Origin of the sequence: Vibrio fluvialis (assembly GCF_900460245.1) — a bacterium.
Lineage (GTDB): Bacteria > Pseudomonadota > Gammaproteobacteria > Enterobacterales > Vibrionaceae > Vibrio > Vibrio fluvialis.
In genome coordinates this window covers 2,038,473-2,055,911 of the sequence record NZ_UHIP01000001.1, presented here as the reverse complement: position 1 = coordinate 2,055,911, position 17,439 = coordinate 2,038,473, and the positions used below count along the sequence as shown (strand labels likewise).

Annotated in this window: 13 protein-coding genes; 7 read left to right on the top strand and 6 right to left on the bottom strand. The window is 49.4% G+C overall.

Translation table 11 applies throughout. The annotated features are described in order from the left end of the window. The first annotated feature begins 42 nt into the window (after positions 1–42). Together DYA43_RS09645 and udp are read left to right on the top strand one after the other, a co-directional pair. The gene (locus DYA43_RS09645; RefSeq protein ID WP_061056719.1) at positions 43–2,334 is read left to right on the top strand and encodes a zinc/cadmium/mercury/lead-transporting ATPase; all 2,292 of its coding nucleotides are present in this window, start codon (positions 43–45) and stop codon (positions 2,332–2,334) included. A 258-nt stretch (positions 2,335–2,592) separates the two neighbouring features. Then, positions 2,593–3,354, top strand: coding sequence for a uridine phosphorylase (gene udp, locus DYA43_RS09640; RefSeq protein ID WP_061056718.1), 762 nt, complete (start codon positions 2,593–2,595; stop codon positions 3,352–3,354). A 55-nt stretch (positions 3,355–3,409) separates the two neighbouring features. Here udp and DYA43_RS09635 read toward each other — a convergent pair whose 3' ends face one another. Continuing rightward, complete coding sequence (locus tag DYA43_RS09635; RefSeq protein ID WP_061056717.1) at positions 3,410–4,216, bottom strand: hypothetical protein; 807 nt, start codon at positions 4,214–4,216, stop codon at positions 3,410–3,412. Positions 4,217–4,437: 221 nt separating this feature from the next. Further along, positions 4,438–6,489 carry a methionine--tRNA ligase gene (gene metG / locus DYA43_RS09630; RefSeq protein ID WP_061056716.1) on the bottom strand — a complete coding sequence of 684 codons (2,052 nt, stop codon included), beginning with the start codon at positions 6,487–6,489 and terminating at the stop codon, positions 4,438–4,440. Positions 6,490–6,647: 158 nt separating this feature from the next. Here metG and apbC point away from each other — a divergent pair, with 158 nt between their 5' ends. The 3 genes from apbC (at position 6,648) to DYA43_RS09615 (ending at position 10,747) form a co-directional block, all read left to right on the top strand. Then, positions 6,648–7,724 (top strand): iron-sulfur cluster carrier protein ApbC, encoded by a 1,077-nt coding sequence (gene apbC / locus DYA43_RS09625; RefSeq protein WP_020431729.1) that lies wholly within the window; start codon positions 6,648–6,650, stop codon positions 7,722–7,724. Positions 7,725–7,899: 175 nt separating this feature from the next. Beyond that, positions 7,900–8,541, top strand: a complete 642-nt coding sequence (udk, locus tag DYA43_RS09620; protein ID WP_020327915.1) for a uridine kinase — start codon at positions 7,900–7,902, stop codon at positions 8,539–8,541. Between the two features lie 97 nt (positions 8,542–8,638). Next, positions 8,639–10,747, top strand: coding sequence for an AsmA family protein (locus DYA43_RS09615; protein ID WP_061056715.1), 2,109 nt, complete (start codon positions 8,639–8,641; stop codon positions 10,745–10,747). Between the two features lie 74 nt (positions 10,748–10,821). Here the strand turns inward: DYA43_RS09615 and cobO are convergent, their stop codons facing one another. Both cobO and DYA43_RS23320 read right to left on the bottom strand, forming a co-directional pair. Next, on the bottom strand, positions 10,822–11,427 hold the full coding sequence (cobO, locus tag DYA43_RS09610) for a cob(I)yrinic acid a,c-diamide adenosyltransferase (protein WP_020431725.1): 606 nt from the start codon (positions 11,425–11,427) through the stop codon (positions 10,822–10,824). A 157-nt stretch (positions 11,428–11,584) separates the two neighbouring features. After that, entirely contained in the window at positions 11,585–12,883 is a 1,299-nt protein-coding gene (locus tag DYA43_RS23320) for a methyl-accepting chemotaxis protein (protein WP_032081503.1), read from the bottom strand. 625 nt (positions 12,884–13,508) lie between these two features. On the opposite strand from DYA43_RS23320, the gene DYA43_RS09600 reads away from it, so the two are divergent. Both DYA43_RS09600 and DYA43_RS09595 read left to right on the top strand, forming a co-directional pair. Continuing rightward, a complete protein-coding gene (locus DYA43_RS09600; protein WP_104408489.1) occupies positions 13,509–14,000 on the top strand; it encodes a hypothetical protein in 492 nt (163 codons plus the stop codon). Positions 14,001–14,005: 5 nt separating this feature from the next. Then, positions 14,006–14,479: a low molecular weight protein-tyrosine-phosphatase gene (locus tag DYA43_RS09595; RefSeq protein ID WP_104408512.1), complete on the top strand. Its 474-nt coding sequence runs from the start codon at positions 14,006–14,008 to the stop codon at positions 14,477–14,479. Between the two features lie 31 nt (positions 14,480–14,510). Here DYA43_RS09595 and DYA43_RS09590 read toward each other — a convergent pair whose 3' ends face one another. Both DYA43_RS09590 and DYA43_RS09585 read right to left on the bottom strand, forming a co-directional pair. After that, positions 14,511–15,800, bottom strand: coding sequence for an outer membrane protein transport protein (locus DYA43_RS09590; RefSeq protein ID WP_061056713.1), 1,290 nt, complete (start codon positions 15,798–15,800; stop codon positions 14,511–14,513). Between the two features lie 301 nt (positions 15,801–16,101). After that, positions 16,102–17,397: an outer membrane protein transport protein gene (locus DYA43_RS09585; RefSeq protein ID WP_061056712.1), complete on the bottom strand. Its 1,296-nt coding sequence runs from the start codon at positions 17,395–17,397 to the stop codon at positions 16,102–16,104. Positions 17,398–17,439 lie beyond the last annotated feature (42 nt).

Genomic DNA, 17,439 nt, shown 5'->3' with positions numbered 1-17,439 from the left:
AAGGTGTAGCATCGGGTTAAGCCTGATAAAAGGAGAAGCGCTATGTGTACCAAGCATGAAGGTTGCCGCTCAGAAAAGTCTGCAGCACCAACCATTAAATCGGTGTCCTGCTCAGCAAGCCCGAAAATTCAATCCATTCACCCTGCCGGTGCGACCAATTCTGAGGGTGGATGCTGTTCATCCAGCAGTTGCAGTGGGGCGGATGGCCCTGATGAGGACGAACCCACTGGGGGAACCTCAACCTACAAGCAGAGCTGGCGTGTGGTGGGGATGGATTGTCCATCCTGCGCACGCAAAATTGAAACGGCTGTTAACCAACTGACCGATATCGTCGACGCTCGCGTGCTGTTTGCGACGGAAAAACTGGTGGTGCAATTTAACTCAGCCTCAACGGCTGCGGCGATTGAGCAGGCCGTCACCAACACCGGATTTAAGATCTACGACGATCAGCAAAAGAGTTCCGCCCAGCAGGCCAAACCGCGCCATCCGCTGCTTGAAGCGGATACCCTGCGTATTGTTGCACTCGCGGCTATGATGGCTATCGGGACGTTGACGAATCTTTGGGCGGTGGAAGCCGGGCGCTGGATTTTTACTTTCAGCTGCATTGCAGGTCTTGTGCCCATCGCCACTAAGGCGTGGAAGCTCGCCAAATCAGGCACGCCATTTGCCATTGAAACACTCATGACCGTCGCGGCTGTGGGAGCTCTGTATCTCGGAGAAACTGTTGAGGCAGCAATGGTTCTGCTGCTGTTTTTGATTGGTGAACGCCTCGAAGCGTTTGCGGCCTCAAAAGCTCGCAGTGGTGTGCAGGCGCTAATGGAACTGGTGCCAGAGACGGCCATTCGTCTGCAATCTGGCGAGAGGATTGAAGTCCCTGCCAGTGAACTCAGTCCGGGTGATATTGTGGAAGTTGCACCAGGCGGGCGTTTACCTGCCGATGGTCTGCTGTTAGACGCGGTTGCCAGCATGGATGAGAGTGCGTTGACTGGCGAATCTCTGCCCGTTGAGCACGTTCGTGGCGATAAGATAGCCGCAGGTGCGGTGGTGGTTGATCGCGTCATTCAGCTCAAAATCACCTCGCGTCAGGGTGAAAATGCCATCGACCGCATTTTGCATCTGATTGAAGAGGCGGATTCGCGCAAGGCGCCGATGGAGCGTTTTCTTGACCAGTTCAGCCGTTGGTACACACCGCTGATGATGGTCGTCGCGCTGCTGGTGGTCACAGTACCGCCACTGTTGTTTGCTCAACCTTGGGAAACTTGGGTATACCGTGGTTTGGCAATGTTACTGATTGCCTGTCCGTGCGCTTTGGTGATTTCGACACCGGCGGCGATTACGTCGGGTTTGGCAGCGGGTGCACGACGTGGTGCGTTGATTAAAGGGGGAGCAGCGCTTGAACAATTAGGCCGGATCCAAAGTGTCGCGTTTGATAAAACCGGTACGCTGACTCAAGGCAAACCGCAGGTGACCGACATCGTGGCGCTCTCCGGTTGGTCGCCAGAGCAACTGCTCACGGTCACTGCCGCGATTGAACAAGGCTCACGCCACCCACTGGCGATGTCGCTGGTCGCAAAAGCGCAGAATCAAGGGCTGACATTACCGCATGCGCAAGATAAGCAAGCTTTGGTTGGGCGCGGTGTGGCAGGACGAATTGGCGAGCATTTTTACCGAGTGCTGGCGCCGGGCAAGGTTGACGTGCCGTTGGCCGAATCTGTCAGCGAGCAAGTCGCGGCGATGGAAGCGGATGGAAAAACCGTAGTGGTGGCGTTGGAGAATGACGCGCCGATCGGCATCATTGCCTGGCAAGACACGCTGCGTGAAGATGCGCAGCAGGCGATAGCGGCACTGCACCAAATGGGGATTCACACGACCATGCTGACCGGTGATAACCCGCGCAGTGCCCAGGCAATTGCCAGCCAACTCAATATGGATTTTCAGGCCAGCCTGATGCCAGAGGACAAAGTGGAATATGTTCGCCAACTGGCGCAGCAACAGCATGTCGCCATGGTAGGGGATGGCATCAACGATGCGCCAGCAATGAAAGAAGCTAACATCGGTATTGCGATGGGCGGTGGTACGGATGTCGCGCTGGAAACGGCGGATGCGGCCATTACTCACAACCGATTGAATGAGTTACCCGGCATGATTGCGCTATCACGAGCGACTCTGAGCAACATTCGTCAGAACGTGACCATAGCGCTGGGTCTGAAAGGTATCTTTCTGGTCACCAGTCTGATTGGGGTGACCGGGCTGTGGGTAGCGGTATTGGCAGACAGCGGTGCAACGGCGCTGGTGACGCTCAATGCGTTGCGTCTGCTGAAGTTTAAAAAATAGTCATTGCACTGGCTATACTGACACATGGCAAGGTGCCGCCTTGCCATGTCACGTTACTCGCCGTTGATAGTGATATTGCTCATAGTTGCATCACAATGACAATTTTGTGTGATAAAGGTCATCTTTTAATGAAATGTAATTTCTTATTGCGTTAATACTTGTGAGTTTTGTCACTTAATGTTGGGGCCCGCTCGGCTAAAGTAGCACGGTACCCAAACATATTTATGAGCTGAATAAGCCACAATGAAGGAGCTACTTATGTCTCAAGTCGTATTCCACCTTGGTGTTACCGAAGCTGATCTGAATGGTGCAACATTGGCAATCATTCCAGGCGATCCTGCGCGCGTGCAAAAGATTGCGGAGCTGATGGAAAACCCAGTGTTCCTGGCCAGCCATCGTGAATACACGCTGTACCGTGCTGAACTGGATGGCAAACCAGTTGTGGTTTGTTCAACGGGTATCGGCGGTCCTTCTACCTCTATCGCGGTTGAAGAGCTGGCGCAATTGGGCGTTCGCACTTTCCTTCGCGTTGGTACTACGGGTGCTATTCAGCCAAATGTTAACGTGGGCGACATGATTGTCACTACGGGTTCTGTGCGTCTTGACGGTGCCAGCCTGCATTTTGCACCAATGGAGTTCCCTGCGGTTCCTGACTTTGAAGTGGCAACAGCGATGAAGCAGGCGTCAGAAGAGAGCGGTGCAACCGTCCACATGGGCGTGACAGCATCCAGCGATACTTTCTACCCAGGTCAAGAGCGTTACGACACGTTCACTGGTCGTGTTGTCCGTCGTTTCCAAGGCTCTATGAAAGAGTGGCAGGAAATGGGCATACTGAACTTTGAAATGGAATCAGCAACGCTGCTGACCATGTGTGCAAGTTCAGGTCTGAAAGCCGGTTGTGTGGCGGGTGTTATCATCAACCGTACTCAGAAAGAAATTCCAGATCATTCTACGCTGAAAGAGACCGAAGCTCGCTCTATCAAAGTTGTGGTAGAAGCCGCGCGTAAAATGTTGAAATAATTCCAATGAAAAACGCCACCTTCGGGTGGCGTTTTTTTATGTCTGGCGTTTGCCATCAGGCGATCACTAATTTGGGCAATGGCAGGTACAGGCTTTCAGTCAGATCAGCCAGCATCTGGTCATACACATGCGCGATGCTCAGCGACACATCTGACGTCAGTTGATACAGCTGTTCGGCATCCATATCAAAGGCCTGATTGTTATGCAATTCAGACAGCAAATGCATCGCTTTTGAACAGGCCGGTGACGCAATAGACAGCGGGCTGATCAGCGCCAGTTGATTCAGCTTACGGCGCACCAAGTCGCAATAATGTTGCATGCGCGAACGGCCGTCCTGAGTGTGCATGTCTTCAATGCAGATACGCAGCTGCGTCAGAGCATCCATGGTATCGATGATTTGCTGCCAATTCATGTGGTATTCATCGCTCAAATCTTCACGGCTGGATTCCACCAGCCATGCCAACATCACTTCATCCATCAGAAACATACAGTGACGAATCGCTTTACCATGTACCATCTGGTTACGGGAGATACTGCGATCTGACCACTCTTTCATCAGTGCTTTCAACTTCAACTGTAAAATGCGGTACATAGGTTTGTTGTCGAAGTGAGCGGTCGCGATCAAATGGTTAGATTTTTCGTGAATCAGGTCGTGCAGATGGCTCAGCTCAGCTTCACGGTGTTCACCAAACATCAGAGCATGATGAGTTGCGCTGCGGTGCTGGCGGCACAGATAAAGCAGCTGACGCAGGTCAACCAACAGTTCGTATTTGCGTTGAAGGGTCGATTCTCTTTGTTTGGCAAAGAAGAACATCAGGCACAATATGCCTATCGAAATCAGCATCGAAATAAAGACAAACATAACCAACTCCTTGTTAGTGTTTATACTCCTAAAGAGTTAGCAGCCTTGATGCCAAGTTTTTTGTTTTTACAAATCAATAAGTTAACAAGTTTTCAACAATCTTTTTGCACTAAGGTTGTGCAAATTGACCTAAAAGTGTGAGCTGGTTCAATAAAAAAAGCTCCCGAGCCAATCGGCACCGGGAGCCTTAACATTTTGATTTTAAACGCAGGTGAACGCGATTACATCACACGCATACCTGGTTGGGCACCTTCATGAGGTTCCAGAATCCACAGCTCGCTGCCACCAGGGCCGGCGGCCAGGATCATGCCTTCTGACATGCCGAACTTCATCTTACGTGGTTTCAGGTTTGCCACCACAACGGTGTATTTGCCAACCAGATCTTCCGGGTTGTAAGCCGCTTTGATACCCGAGAATACCTGACGCATTTCACCACCGATATCAAGTTGGAACTTCAGCAGTTTGTCAGCTTTAGGCACTGACTCACAAGAGACAATCTTAGCAATACGCAGGTCAACCTTCGCGAAGTCATCAAATTCGATTTCGGCTGCGATAGGGTCTTTGCTCAGCTCAGTTTGCTGCGCTTTAGGTGCGGCAGCTTCCGCAGCGGCTTTCTCAGCAGCAGCTTCTTCTTTCGATGCTTCAATCATCGCTTCGATGTGTTTAGGATCGATACGGTTGAACAGCGCTTTGAACGCGCTGACGGTGTGGCCAGTCAGAGGTTGAGCTACGCCGTCCCAAGTCAGTTCCTGGTTCAGGAAGGCTTCTGAGCGAGCCGCCAGTGCTGGCATCACCGGTTTCAGGTAAGTCAGCAGAACGCGGAATAAGTTGATACCGACAGTACAGATATCCTGCAGTGCTTGATCCTGACCTTCTTGTTTGGCCACAACCCAAGGTGCTTTTTCGTCAACGTACTGGTTGGCTTTATCCGCCAGTGCGGTGATTTCACGAATGGCGCGGCCAAATTCGCGCGCTTCGTAAAGCTCAGCGATACGATCGGCAGCCGCAGCAAATTCGTTGTACAGCTGAGGTTCTGCAAAGCTGTCAGACAGTTTGCCGTCAAAACGCTTAGTGATGAAACCTGCATTACGTGAAGCCAGATTGACAATCTTGTTCACCACGTCAGCGTTCACGCGCTGTGTGAAGTCTTCCAGATTCAGATCGAGATCGTCGATACGGCTGTTCAGTTTCGCGGCGTAGTAGTAACGCAGACACTCAGGATCTAAGTGGCTGAGGTAAGTGCTCGCTTTTACGAACGTCCCTTTAGACTTAGACATCTTCGCGCCGTTTACCGTCACGTAGCCATGTACGAACACGTTGTTTGGTTTGCGGAAACCGCTGCCTTCCAGCATCGCTGGCCAGAACAGGCTGTGGAAGTAAACGATGTCTTTACCGATGAAGTGGTACAGCTCTGTGGTGCTGTCTTTCTTCCAGTATTCATCGAAGTCCAGACCGTCCGTCTTGTTACACAGGTTTTTGAACGACGCCATGTAACCCACAGGTGCATCCAGCCACACGTAGAAGAACTTGTTCTTTTCGCCCGGAATTTCAAAACCGAAGTAAGGCGCATCGCGGGAAATGTCCCACTGTTGCAGGCCAGATTCAAACCACTCTTGCATCTTGTTGGCAGTTTCAGATTGCAGCGAGCCTGAACGCGTCCACTCTTTCAGCATGCTTTCAAACTGAGGCAGATCGAAGAAGAAGTGCTCAGAATCTTTCATGATTGGCGTCGCGCCAGAAACCGCTGATTTCGGGTTGATCAGTTCTGTCGGGCTGTAAGTTTCGCCACAAGCATCACAGTTGTCGCCGTACTGGTCTTCAGATTTACATTTCGGGCAGGTGCCTTTCACGAAACGATCCGGCAGGAACATCTCTTTCTCAGGGTCAAACAGCTGAGAAATGGTGCGGCTGGAAATAAAACCGTTCTTTTTCAGCTCCAGATAGATGTGAGAAGCCAGTTCACGGTTCTCTTCACTGTGTGTGCTGTGGTAGTTGTCAAAGCTGATATCAAAGCCTGCGAAGTCTTTTTGGTGCTCTTCACTGACCGCAGCAATCATCTCTTCCGGAGTCATACCCATCTGTTGCGCTTTAAGCATGATTGGCGTGCCGTGAGCATCGTCAGCACAGATGAAGTTTACAGTGTTGCCGCGTAGGCGCTGGTAACGAACCCAAATATCCGCTTGGATATGCTCAAGCATATGACCTAAGTGGATCGAACCGTTAGCGTACGGAAGGGCACAAGTTACCAAAAGTTTTCTTGGTTCAGTTGCCATACTTAATTATTCGCTTTGTTTGATAGGTATTTAATGTGATGGATAATACTACCTGATGACGCTGTTAACTCCAAGGCGTGAGTAGGGCCAAAGCCTTAACTTTTTCGGGGTTCTGTCTGATGCATGAGAGTGATAGCATGAGCCAAAAAGGAGGACCTATGCTCACGTTTACGTCCAAACAGGACTTTTGTTCCTGGTTAAGTCAGTTTTCTCACCCTTATCTACTCTCCGACTGGGCGTCCGCGTCTGGTTTTGTCACGGTTTCACCCACAGGTTCGTTTGTGATTGAGTTGCCGTTTGCCAGCCGCAGCATTGCTGTTGAATTGCAGGCTTGGATTGCGCAGCAGCAATCGGCTCAGACGGTCGCCGCCTTTGACTACACAATCAAAGTACAACCGAAAGCGCTCGAAACTCAGGTTGCGAATCCGGTGAAAGGGGTGAAAAACATCATTGCAGTGACCTCTGCCAAAGGGGGCGTCGGTAAATCAACCACGGCTGCCAATCTGGCACTGGCGATTGCTGCGTGTGGTGCAAAGGTGGGCATTCTCGATGCGGATATCTATGGCCCGTCCGTGCCGATGATGTTTGGTCAGCCGGATGCCAAACCGAGCGTGCGCGACAATAAATGGATGCAGCCAGTGATGGCGCACGGTATCGCGACACAGTCCATTGGTTACTTGGTGGATAAGTCGGATGCCACTATCTGGCGTGGTCCGATGGCGTCCAAAGCATTGGCGCAACTCCTCAATGAAACCGAATGGCCGGATTTGGATTATCTGGTGCTTGATATGCCGCCGGGTACGGGCGACATTCAACTGACGCTGGCCCAGCAGATTCCGGTTACCGGCGCTGTGATTGTGACCACACCGCAAGACTTAGCATTGGCCGACGCACGTAAAGGTACTGCGATGTTCGACAAAGTGGCCGTGCCTGTCGTCGGTCTGGTGGAGAACATGAGTTATCACATCTGCAGCCACTGTGGAGAAAAAGAACACATCTTCGGTGTGGGCGGCGCGCAGACACTGGCGGGCGAGTATGGTTTGTCGCTGTTGGCACAAATACCACTGCACATTCAAATGCGTGAAGATATCGATGCTGGTAAGCCGACCGTTATCGCGCATCCGGACTGCGAGCATACTGCCCTGTATCTCGACTTGGCGGAACGAATTTGCGCGCATTTATACTGGCAAGGAAAAGCCAAACCGGACCCAATCAGCTTCACTTTAGTGGAGTAACACAGATCACAAAATTTTGCAGAGCGAATGTAATCGTTTGCTCTGCTTTAATGTTGTTCGATTCCGGAAATTACTGACATTTAGCTCTACTGCAAACTGGTATCTGCCCCATGAACTCCCTATAATCAGGCGGTTTATCTTCGTTTCCTCATCTACACGTATCGGGTGCATATACATGTCTGATAATAATCAATGCGTCATCGTCGGTATTGCTGGCGCTTCTGCTTCTGGGAAAAGCCTCATCGCAAGTACCATTTATAATGAACTGCGTGCGAAAGTAGGCGACCATCAAATTGGTGTGATCACGGAAGATTGCTATTACAAAGACCAAAGTCATCTGAGCATGGAAGATCGCGTCAAAACCAACTATGACCACCCGAATGCGCTTGACCACGATCTGCTTTGTGAACACCTTCAGAAGCTGACCCGCGGTGAAGCGGTGGAAGTGCCTGAATACAGCTACACAGAACATACTCGCACCTCGAACACAACCACAATGACACCAAAGAAAGTGATCATTCTGGAAGGCATTCTGCTTCTGACCGATCCTCGCCTGCGTGACCTGATGCACGCGACCATCTTTATGGACACTCCACTGGATATCTGTCTGCTGCGCCGCGTAAAACGCGATGTGGAAGAGCGTGGTCGTACGATGGAATCGGTATTGTCTCAGTACCAGAAAACGGTTCGCCCAATGTTCATGCAATTTATTGAACCGTCAAAACAATACGCTGACATTATCGTTCCTCGTGGTGGCAAGAACCGCATCGCGATTGACGTATTGAAAGCGCACATTGCTAAGTTGCTAAAATCGTAATTTTAACCAATGCTTAGCAATAGCTGACTTTATTTTTCTTAGTATAAGTGGCACTTTAGGTGCCACTTTCTTTATCCGTCACGCAAGGAAAAAGCAGATGAAAAAACTGTTCCTGTTCGTTGCTGCATTGTTGGTCGTCGTGCTAGGCGCGATCGCAGCCTTAGTGATTCTGGTTAATCCGAACCAGTTTAAACCACTGCTGGTTGAACAGACCAAAAAGCAAACCGGCCTCGATCTGGTGATCGACGGCGACATCGGTTGGCAATTCTTCCCGTCTATCGGCTTTGAGTTGGGTAAAACCGAGCTCAAAAACCCGCAAGGATTCACCAGTCCGAACCTATTTAAAGTCGACAATGTTGGTATTGATGTATCCGTGATGCCACTGTTCGACAAACAACTACAGATCGGCAACATCCGTCTGGACGGGGCTGAAGTCCATCTGGAAACGCTCAAAGATGGCCGTTCCAATTTAGATAGCCTGACCAAAGCGCAGCAGACTTCCGCATCCGGCGAAACATCGGATGCAGCGCCAGCGCAAACATCGGGCTCAGAATCTACGGCTGCTCAGGATTGGAGCATCAATCTGGCGGGTATCGCCATCAACAACGCGCTGTTAGAAATTCAGGACCACAAAGCAGGCACGCAAACCAAACTGTACGATGTGCAGTTGCAAGTTTCTGAGTTTGCGGCTGATACCTGGACCAAAGTGGATTTTGCAGCGAAAGGCAGCAATAACCAGCAACAGTTTGGTGCGAGCGGTAACGCGGAAATCAAGCTGTCGAAAGACTTCAAACAGTACGCGCTGCGAAACATTGTGCTGGATGCAAATTTCAGTGACCCCGCGACGCGCATTGATTCTGCGAAATTGAATTTGGCGACGTTTGAATTTGATCAGGCCAACGCTCTGACCTTCTCGGTGAAAGGTACTGCTTCGGACATGAAGCTCGATGCCAGCGGCAGCGCATCGGTGAAGGTTGATAAGGCCATCAGTCAGGTGGGTGTCGACAAACTGGATCTGACGGCGAATCTTGAAGGTGCGGCATTGCCTCAGTCTCCGATGAAAGTAACGATGCAATCTTCGGTTGCATTTGATATGACCAAGAACATGCTCAATGTTGTGCTGGATAAACTTAGCGCAAATGCGCTGCAGTTTGATGGCAAAGCCAGCGTCGCACTGGGTGATATTCCCAAAGTTCGCTTTAATCTGCACAGCCCGGATATTGATTTGGATGAATTCCTAGGGCTGAATAAACAGCCAGCAGCAACGGCAGAAAGCCAGCCAGCCGCTGGTGGTTCGGCTGGAACCAGTCCTTCAGACAAAGCAGAAGCCGAACCGGATTTGTCTGCGTTGAAGACGCTGGATGTGACGGGTGATGTGACCATCGATAAGTTCAAAGCCAGCAACGCCAAAATGCAGAATGTGAAGACCAATTTTACGGTCAACCGTGGTGTGATCGATATGAAATCGTTCACGGCCAATCTGTATCAGGGCAGTGTGAAAGCTACCGCACAGATCGACGCTCGTAAAACTCCGGCCACTTACACAATCAAAAAGACCGTCACTGGCGTTAAGATCCAGCCGCTAATGAAAGATGTGCTGGATAACGACAAATTGGAAGGTACCGGAAATATCGATGTCAACGTACAAGGTAAAAGCCTGACGCCAACGGGCATCAAGCAAAACCTGGCGGGTACCGTGGCCATCAACTTTGCAGATGGCGCAGTCAATGGTATTAACGTGGCACAGCTTATTCGCACCAATTACGCCAAAATCAAAGGTCAGTCGGTGAGTGAGGATAACTCGGTACAGAAAACCGATTTCAGTGCAATGACCGCGACCCTGAAGCTGAACAAAGGCGAAATGACGACCGATAACTTAAGTATGCAGTCACCACTGCTGCGCATTCATGGTGAAGGCAAAGCGAACTACATTCAGGAGACGGTCGATTTTCTGGTGCGTACCTCTATTGTTGGTTCCTTGGAAGGGCAAGGTGGTAAGAACATTGACGAGCTGCGCGACGTGACCATTCCGATTAATGTCTCCGGCAAATGGGCTGATCCGAAATTCAAATTGGTGTTTGATGATGTGCTGAAACAGAAAGCGCAAAAAGAGATTGATCGTGGGCTTGAGAAAATCAACGACAAGATCAAAGACGAGAACACCAAAAAAGCCGTAGACGGCTTGCTGAAAGGCCTGTTCAATTAAACATTGTGCACACGCGATAAAACAAAAGGGCTGGATTTTCCAGCCCTTTTTCGATTGCAACGTTTAACGCTACGTTACCAGTCAACACCTTGCAGCGCTTTAACACCCGACTCAAAAGCGTGCTTAACGTTCTTCACTTCCGACACCGTATCGGCCATTTCAATCAGAGTACGGTGTGCGCCGCGTCCCGTAATGATCACGGACTGCATAGGTGGACGGTTGTTCAGCGCTTCAACCACTTCATCGAGGTCGATGTAACCGTAACTCACCATGTAAGTCAGTTCGTCAAACAAAACCACGTCCAGTGTCTCGTCCTGCAGCATGCGTTTGCACTCCTGCCACACCAATTGGGCTGCGGCCGTATCGCTCTCTTTATTCTGCGTTTCCCAGGTGAAGCCGGTCGCCATTACCTGAAATTCGACGCCTAGTTTTTCCAGCAGATTACGTTCGCCGTTGTCCCAGGTGCCTTTGATGAACTGGGCAACCGCACATTGCTTGCCGTGACCAACGGCGCGGGCAATCGTACCAAAGCCAGAAGTGGATTTACCTTTACCGTTACCGGTGATGATCAGCAGCAGGCCTTTCACTTCCTGTGCCGCGGCCACACGGGCATCCACTTGTTCTTTGACTTTCTGTTGCCTTGCCTGGTGGCGTTGTTGTTTGGTCTCTTCGCTGGACATGAGTCATCCTTTCTATCATTAAGTTGTCGCTATGATAGCCCAACAATCGCACGGCAAAAACCAACGAAAAGCATGGAGATAATCAGCCACAGAACAGCGCAGTGAACAACGGGGAAAAGAGAGCTGCCAACCCGCGTGCTGGCAGCATGAATCGACGCTAGATAGAGAGCTTTTGTACAGTCTCTGATACCAGATCCGCATCGTAGATAATTTCCTCAATCACGCCTGAGACCGTGTTGGCCTGATTTTCACCGTGTGAGGCTTTATCGAAGACGACTTTGATTTTGTTGTCGATATTGCCGATGATTTGCGAGTTTTTGTCGATCACCGCAGCGATCTCGGAGGTTGAGGTTGAGGTGCGCGAAGCCAGTTTACGCACTTCATCGGCGACTACCGCAAACCCTCGCCCTTGATCACCGGCTCGTGCTGCTTCAATGGCAGCATTCAGTGCGAGTAAGTTGGTTTGCTCGGCGATTTCACTGATGGTAGAGACGATGGCTTCGACGCTTTTCGACTGGCGGTTGAGTTCTTCAATCAGGCCGCTAACGGCATCGACGGCTGCGTTTATCTCTTTGGAGTTTGATAGCATCGAAGCGATAGAATCTTGCCCCTGACGTGCGATGGTGACGGTATCTTCTGCAATTTGGCACGACTTCTTCGCGGCATCGCGTACTACCATGGCTTGCTCCACTCGTTCAGTAATATCGCTTGCCAGTTTAATGATTTTCACCACTTTGTTTTCGTGATTGAAAATCGGGTTATAGGTGGCTTCCAGCCATATGACACGGCCATGTTTGTCTCGACGTTTAAATAGCCCAGATTGAATTTTGCCTGTCGCAAGATCCGACCAGAAATTCGGGTTGCTTTGGTAAAAGTCGTCTTCGCAAAACATACGGTGATGCTGGCCAGTGATTTCGTCGAGTCGATAATCGAGGCAGGAAAGGAAGTTCTTGTTGGCGTTGAGGACAGTGCCGTCGGGAGTAAAATCGATCACCGCCAGTGATTTGTCCATTGCCTTGAGTAGTGCTTGGTTTCGCTCCAGTTCGACCTGCTCCTGCGTGACGTTGGACGCCACTTTCGCGACGTACGCTACTTTGCCATTTTGCACCACAGGAAAATAGGTCGCTGCGACCCAAACTGCTTTGTCTTGACTGTCTTTGCGAATAAAGCGCCCACGGACGGGCTTACCGTTCTTTAGATCGCCCCAGAGCTGTTTATATTCGGCTGTCACCGTATCTTCGGGGAAACAGAGTACGCTGTGATGTTTACCTGCGATTTGTTCCAGTGTGTAGCCCACGGCGCCCAAAAATAGAGAGTTGGCAAAACGTATGTGCCCATCTGGTGTGAATTCAATATACGGAACCTGTTCCTTTATAGCGTTTTGAAAGCACTCAAACTGAAATTTCTCATTTTCCAACGCTTGCAGTGCATGCTGCTTTTTCTTCGACCCAAACATGTTATTCCCTCAACAAATGAAACAAGGTCTTGCACCAAACATTTACGCATATGTATTGATAAATTCAAGATTATGTTTTTGCTCTTTAGTCGAACATTTCAACTCGATTCAATAAATTTGCGATGCAACAACTATTGGTGCAACAAGTATGTACCAGCTTGTTTCACACCAGCGGTTGTTGATGCCTATGCAATGAGTTTAGTTGAAGTTTACTCTTTCGCCTTCCTGCGACATTGCTTAGGAAAACGGAGTCAGCATTCAGGTTGTAATCCTGATAAATCTGTCAGTTACATTGCGTTGTTTGAAGTCGGTTGCAGTTAGCAATATGGAACGCGTTGTTGCACTGCCAAACTGGCTCAAGCATCTATAGTAATGAGTGAAATCAACAAGAATATTTCTACGATACACTTCGCTTGCTGAAGGGCCGGGCAATTGCTCAGCCCTTCTTTTTTTTGACCTCAAGGTATACCTGCAATTTACCAATACTGTTTTTATATACAGTATTGTTTTATACTGTGTGTTCATCAACTGTGTTGGGGGAAACGCGATGGGATGTGTAGCTCACGTCAAACCATGGGTATCAACGGAAAATCATGAATCGGTTTCGCATGAGTGCCAAGAGAGGATGCGCCGGACCAAGGCCGTGCTTGATGAAGTTGCACGTGAATCTGAGCGGCTAGCCGATTGGCTCTACTTCGTTTACGTTCCGGCTTTGGCAGAAGGTGGACCAACGCATCAACGACTGTTCGATGCTATTGAAACTCAGTGGCAGCAAGCAAACCATGTCAGTGATAGGTTGCCGATCGCGCCTCTTAGATCTCTTATTCCACTCATTGTCGGCGGTTTTGCTTTGAAAATGGGAGGAAGTCACGAGCTGATTTCGCGTAATTTTCTGTCTAATGAACCACCCACATTCACCCGCAGCTATCTGATTAATGCATTGGTTGAACACGACTGTTATGTTGCGGGTGACAACAGTGAGGCGTACAAGCAAAAACAACGTGAGAGTTACCGAATCCAATGGTTTAGTTGGCAGCATCACATTCAATTGCTTGTGCAATTTCTGCTGCAATGGGACCAAGCGGCACGTACACTGTTTAAAAACAAGTTGGGATGAATGAGATGAAAAGGAAACCGGCGGTTCTTGTGGTGTGTATGGGTAACATTTGTCGTTCGCCAACCGGAGAGGCGGTGCTGAAAGCCAAAGCGCAGGGACTGGGGTTAGACATAGAGATTGATTCAGCGGGAACGATTGGCTATCACCAGGGTAATCCGCCTGACCCAAGAGCCCGATCTGCGGGTGAAAAGCGCGGTTATTCGTTCGCAGGAATGCAGGCGCGCAAAGTGCGGGACAGCGATTTTGAGCAGTTTGATCTGATTCTTGCTGCAGACCGAGATAACTTATTGGAATTACAACAACGTTGCCCCAAGCAATATCAACACAAACTTGCGTTGTTTCTCAGTTATGGCCATTCCGACTGCGATGAGATCCCAGATCCTTACTATGGCGGGGAGAACGGATTTGAGTTGGTGTTAGATCTTATTGAAGATGCTTCTGAGCAGTTGCTGTTGCAACTGAAACAAAAAGGCCGGTGATGAGCACCGGCCTTTTTAATCCTGATAGAGATTAGAAGCGGTAGCTTGCTTGCACACCTACAATCCAGACGTTACCTGTCATCTGGCCATCAAACTGGCCGCCAACTTTTTCTGCGGAGTTATCAGAGTCATAGCCACGAGACTCCAGAATGTCTGCGTCTTTGGCAAAAATGTAAGTAAAGGCCGCGTCCAGCGTTAGTTGCTCGGTAACGTCGTAGCCCGCACCCACGCTCAGCCAGATACGGTCGGTTTCCGGAATAGTAATGGTGCGGTTTTTGGTGCTTACTGCTGCAGTGTCATAAGCCACACCACTGCGTAGCGCCAGTTTAGGATCAACCTGGTATGTCGCACCCACAGCGAAACGGTAGTTATCTTTCCAGTTCTCTTCCTTCACCATGACTGTGCCCATGGTATCAAGTTCAGCCTGAAGTTTTTCGAAGCTGCTCCAGTCCGTCCAGTTGATGCTGGTGTGCAGAGCAAACTGATCGGTTAGTTGGTGGTAGGTAGAGAGTTCTGCCGTTGCAGGCAGAGTCAGCATCATGTAACCAGTATCCGACAAAACTTTGCCGTATGACTGAACATACATGTTCGCTGAACCAGACAGCTTCAGATCTACTTCTGATTTATAAGCGAAGCCAACGCGGTTGTTTGGAGTCATTTGCCAAGCCGCACCCGCTTGCCAGCCCCAACTGGTGTCATCACCTTCCATGTACTTCAGCGTTGTGCCTTTCGTCAGGCCCAGAGCTTCAGTTTGTGATGGCGATTTCGCACCAAAATGGCCTTCACCCATGACATAGCGGATGCCACCACCAATGCTAACGGTTTCTGTCAGTTGATAGGCGATGTTCGCATTCGCTTCCATGGTTGTAACCATAGCTTCGTCACCGAAGTGGCTGGCTGCAAATCCAGAGTCCAGCTCGGTTTCCATACCGTAGTTGGTACCAAATGCGAGACCTAGAGCCCATTTTTCGTTCACTTGGTGAGAAATGTAGAAGTTCGGAATTACGGCGTCGTTGGCGTAATCAGATGAGCTGGTGCTTGAAGTGTTTCCGTAGAAACTAACGTCACCCTCAACGTCAACATTCGGGTTAACGTAGAGTGCGCCAGCAGAAATTTGCGTCCCTTTCAGATAAGTCAACATTGCTGGGTTGCGCCATTGTGAACCGGCATTGTCTGCGATTGCGGCTTCACCAGCGTACGCGCGGCCAAGACCCGTTGCAGAGTACTCCGCCAGCTGAAAGCCTGCTGCCTGAGTTAAGTTAGATACACTTGCTAAACCACATGCTACTGCAATAGAAAGAAATTTTTTATTAGTTTTCATCTTATTGTTCGCTGAAATTATCTGAATTGGTAACCGCGAAGTCTAAAACTAGAGCTTTTGCTTTAACAATAAAAAACACTGTATTAAGCCTGTTTGGATATAAAATCCGCAAATTGCTTAATAATTAGTGGAAATATCTGATTTAAACTGTGTGGTTATTGTTCTTTCAGCGTACAACTGTAGGGTAGATTGAGCATAATAGAACACAAGTGTGCGCTGAGATACGTGAATCAGGAAGGATTAAAAAATAAAAGGGCTGGAAAACCAGCCCTTTATCAATCAAAAAATATCGTGAGAATGCTTAGAAAGAGCGGCTGTATTGTAAGCCGACTAGGATAGCATCCGCGCGAGTTGTACCATTTACAGAAGTGTAAGCGTAACCAGTTGGGCTTGAAGACGAAGGCAGAACCAGAGATTCTGAAACGTCAGTATCTTTACCCATCAGGTACGTAAAGCCAAAGTCAAAGTTAGACTGTTCGTCGATTTGGTAGGTGAAACCAGTCGAGAACCATTGACGATCTGAGTCAGGTACTGAAATTGATGTTACTGAATCCTGTGCGCTGGTGTCGTACATGTAACCAGCGCGTAGCGTCCAGTCTTTGTTCAGGTAGTAAGTACCACCGATAGAGTAGTGCCAGCCATCTTTCCATTGGTACTGTTTAGCATAGCTAGTGCTAGATGCTGCAAGAGCGGATTGGCTTGCACTCAGGTTATCGAAATCGATTTGATCGAATGATGACCAACCAATCCATTGCACACTGTAGTGAACCGCAAAATCGGTATTTTCAATTTTGTGGTAGCCAGAGAATTCAGCGATATCAGGTAGGGGAAGGGTGATTTCCTGTCCATCACTATCTTTTGCTTTGAACTCTGGGCTGTAACGATATGCCAGACCAAAACGGTTGTTCTTGTCTAGTTCATATACCGTGCCCACGTTGAAGCCTACAGCCCAGCCGTCAGCGCCATCAACGTTCAGCAGGTAAGTACTGCTTGAGCCTGGTACGGCACGTTTCATCGTACCCTTACCATAGATAACATCCAGACCTGCACCGAAGCTCAGTTGCTCGTTCAGGCGGTATGAGCCAGCCAGACCAAGGTTGAAACTTTTCACGTCGGTCAGGCCGCCGTACTCAGTAGCAGCGTAGTCGCTATCGAAATCAGTTTTTGTACCGAAGTTTGAATACGCGCTGACACCCCATGCAAATTGGTCGTTTACCGGAACGATAACGTGGAGGTTTGGAGCGACAGAAGTGCTGCCTGCATCATCATAGTCTGCGCTTGAAGAGCTTGCGCCAGCAACAGTACCAGTCGCTGGTACGTATGCACCTGAGGTGTACGTAGCATCTTTTACTTTGATCTTTGTGGTAATGGTTTCAAAACCCAAAGACATAGATGTTTTGTCAAACAGAGCCATAGCAGCGGCATTACGAGACATAACAGCAGCGTTATCTGCGATAACGGCATCGCCTGCGAATGCACGACCAAGGCCAGTTGCAGATTGAGCGTTGAGCTGGAAGCCAGCAGCCATTGCTTGCTGCGTAGCTAGGGAGATTGTCACTGCTAATAGTGACTGTTTAAACAGACGCGTCTTGTTCATTTAGACTTTTCCTTATTATTCGCCTCTTTGGGCGTTTGTTTT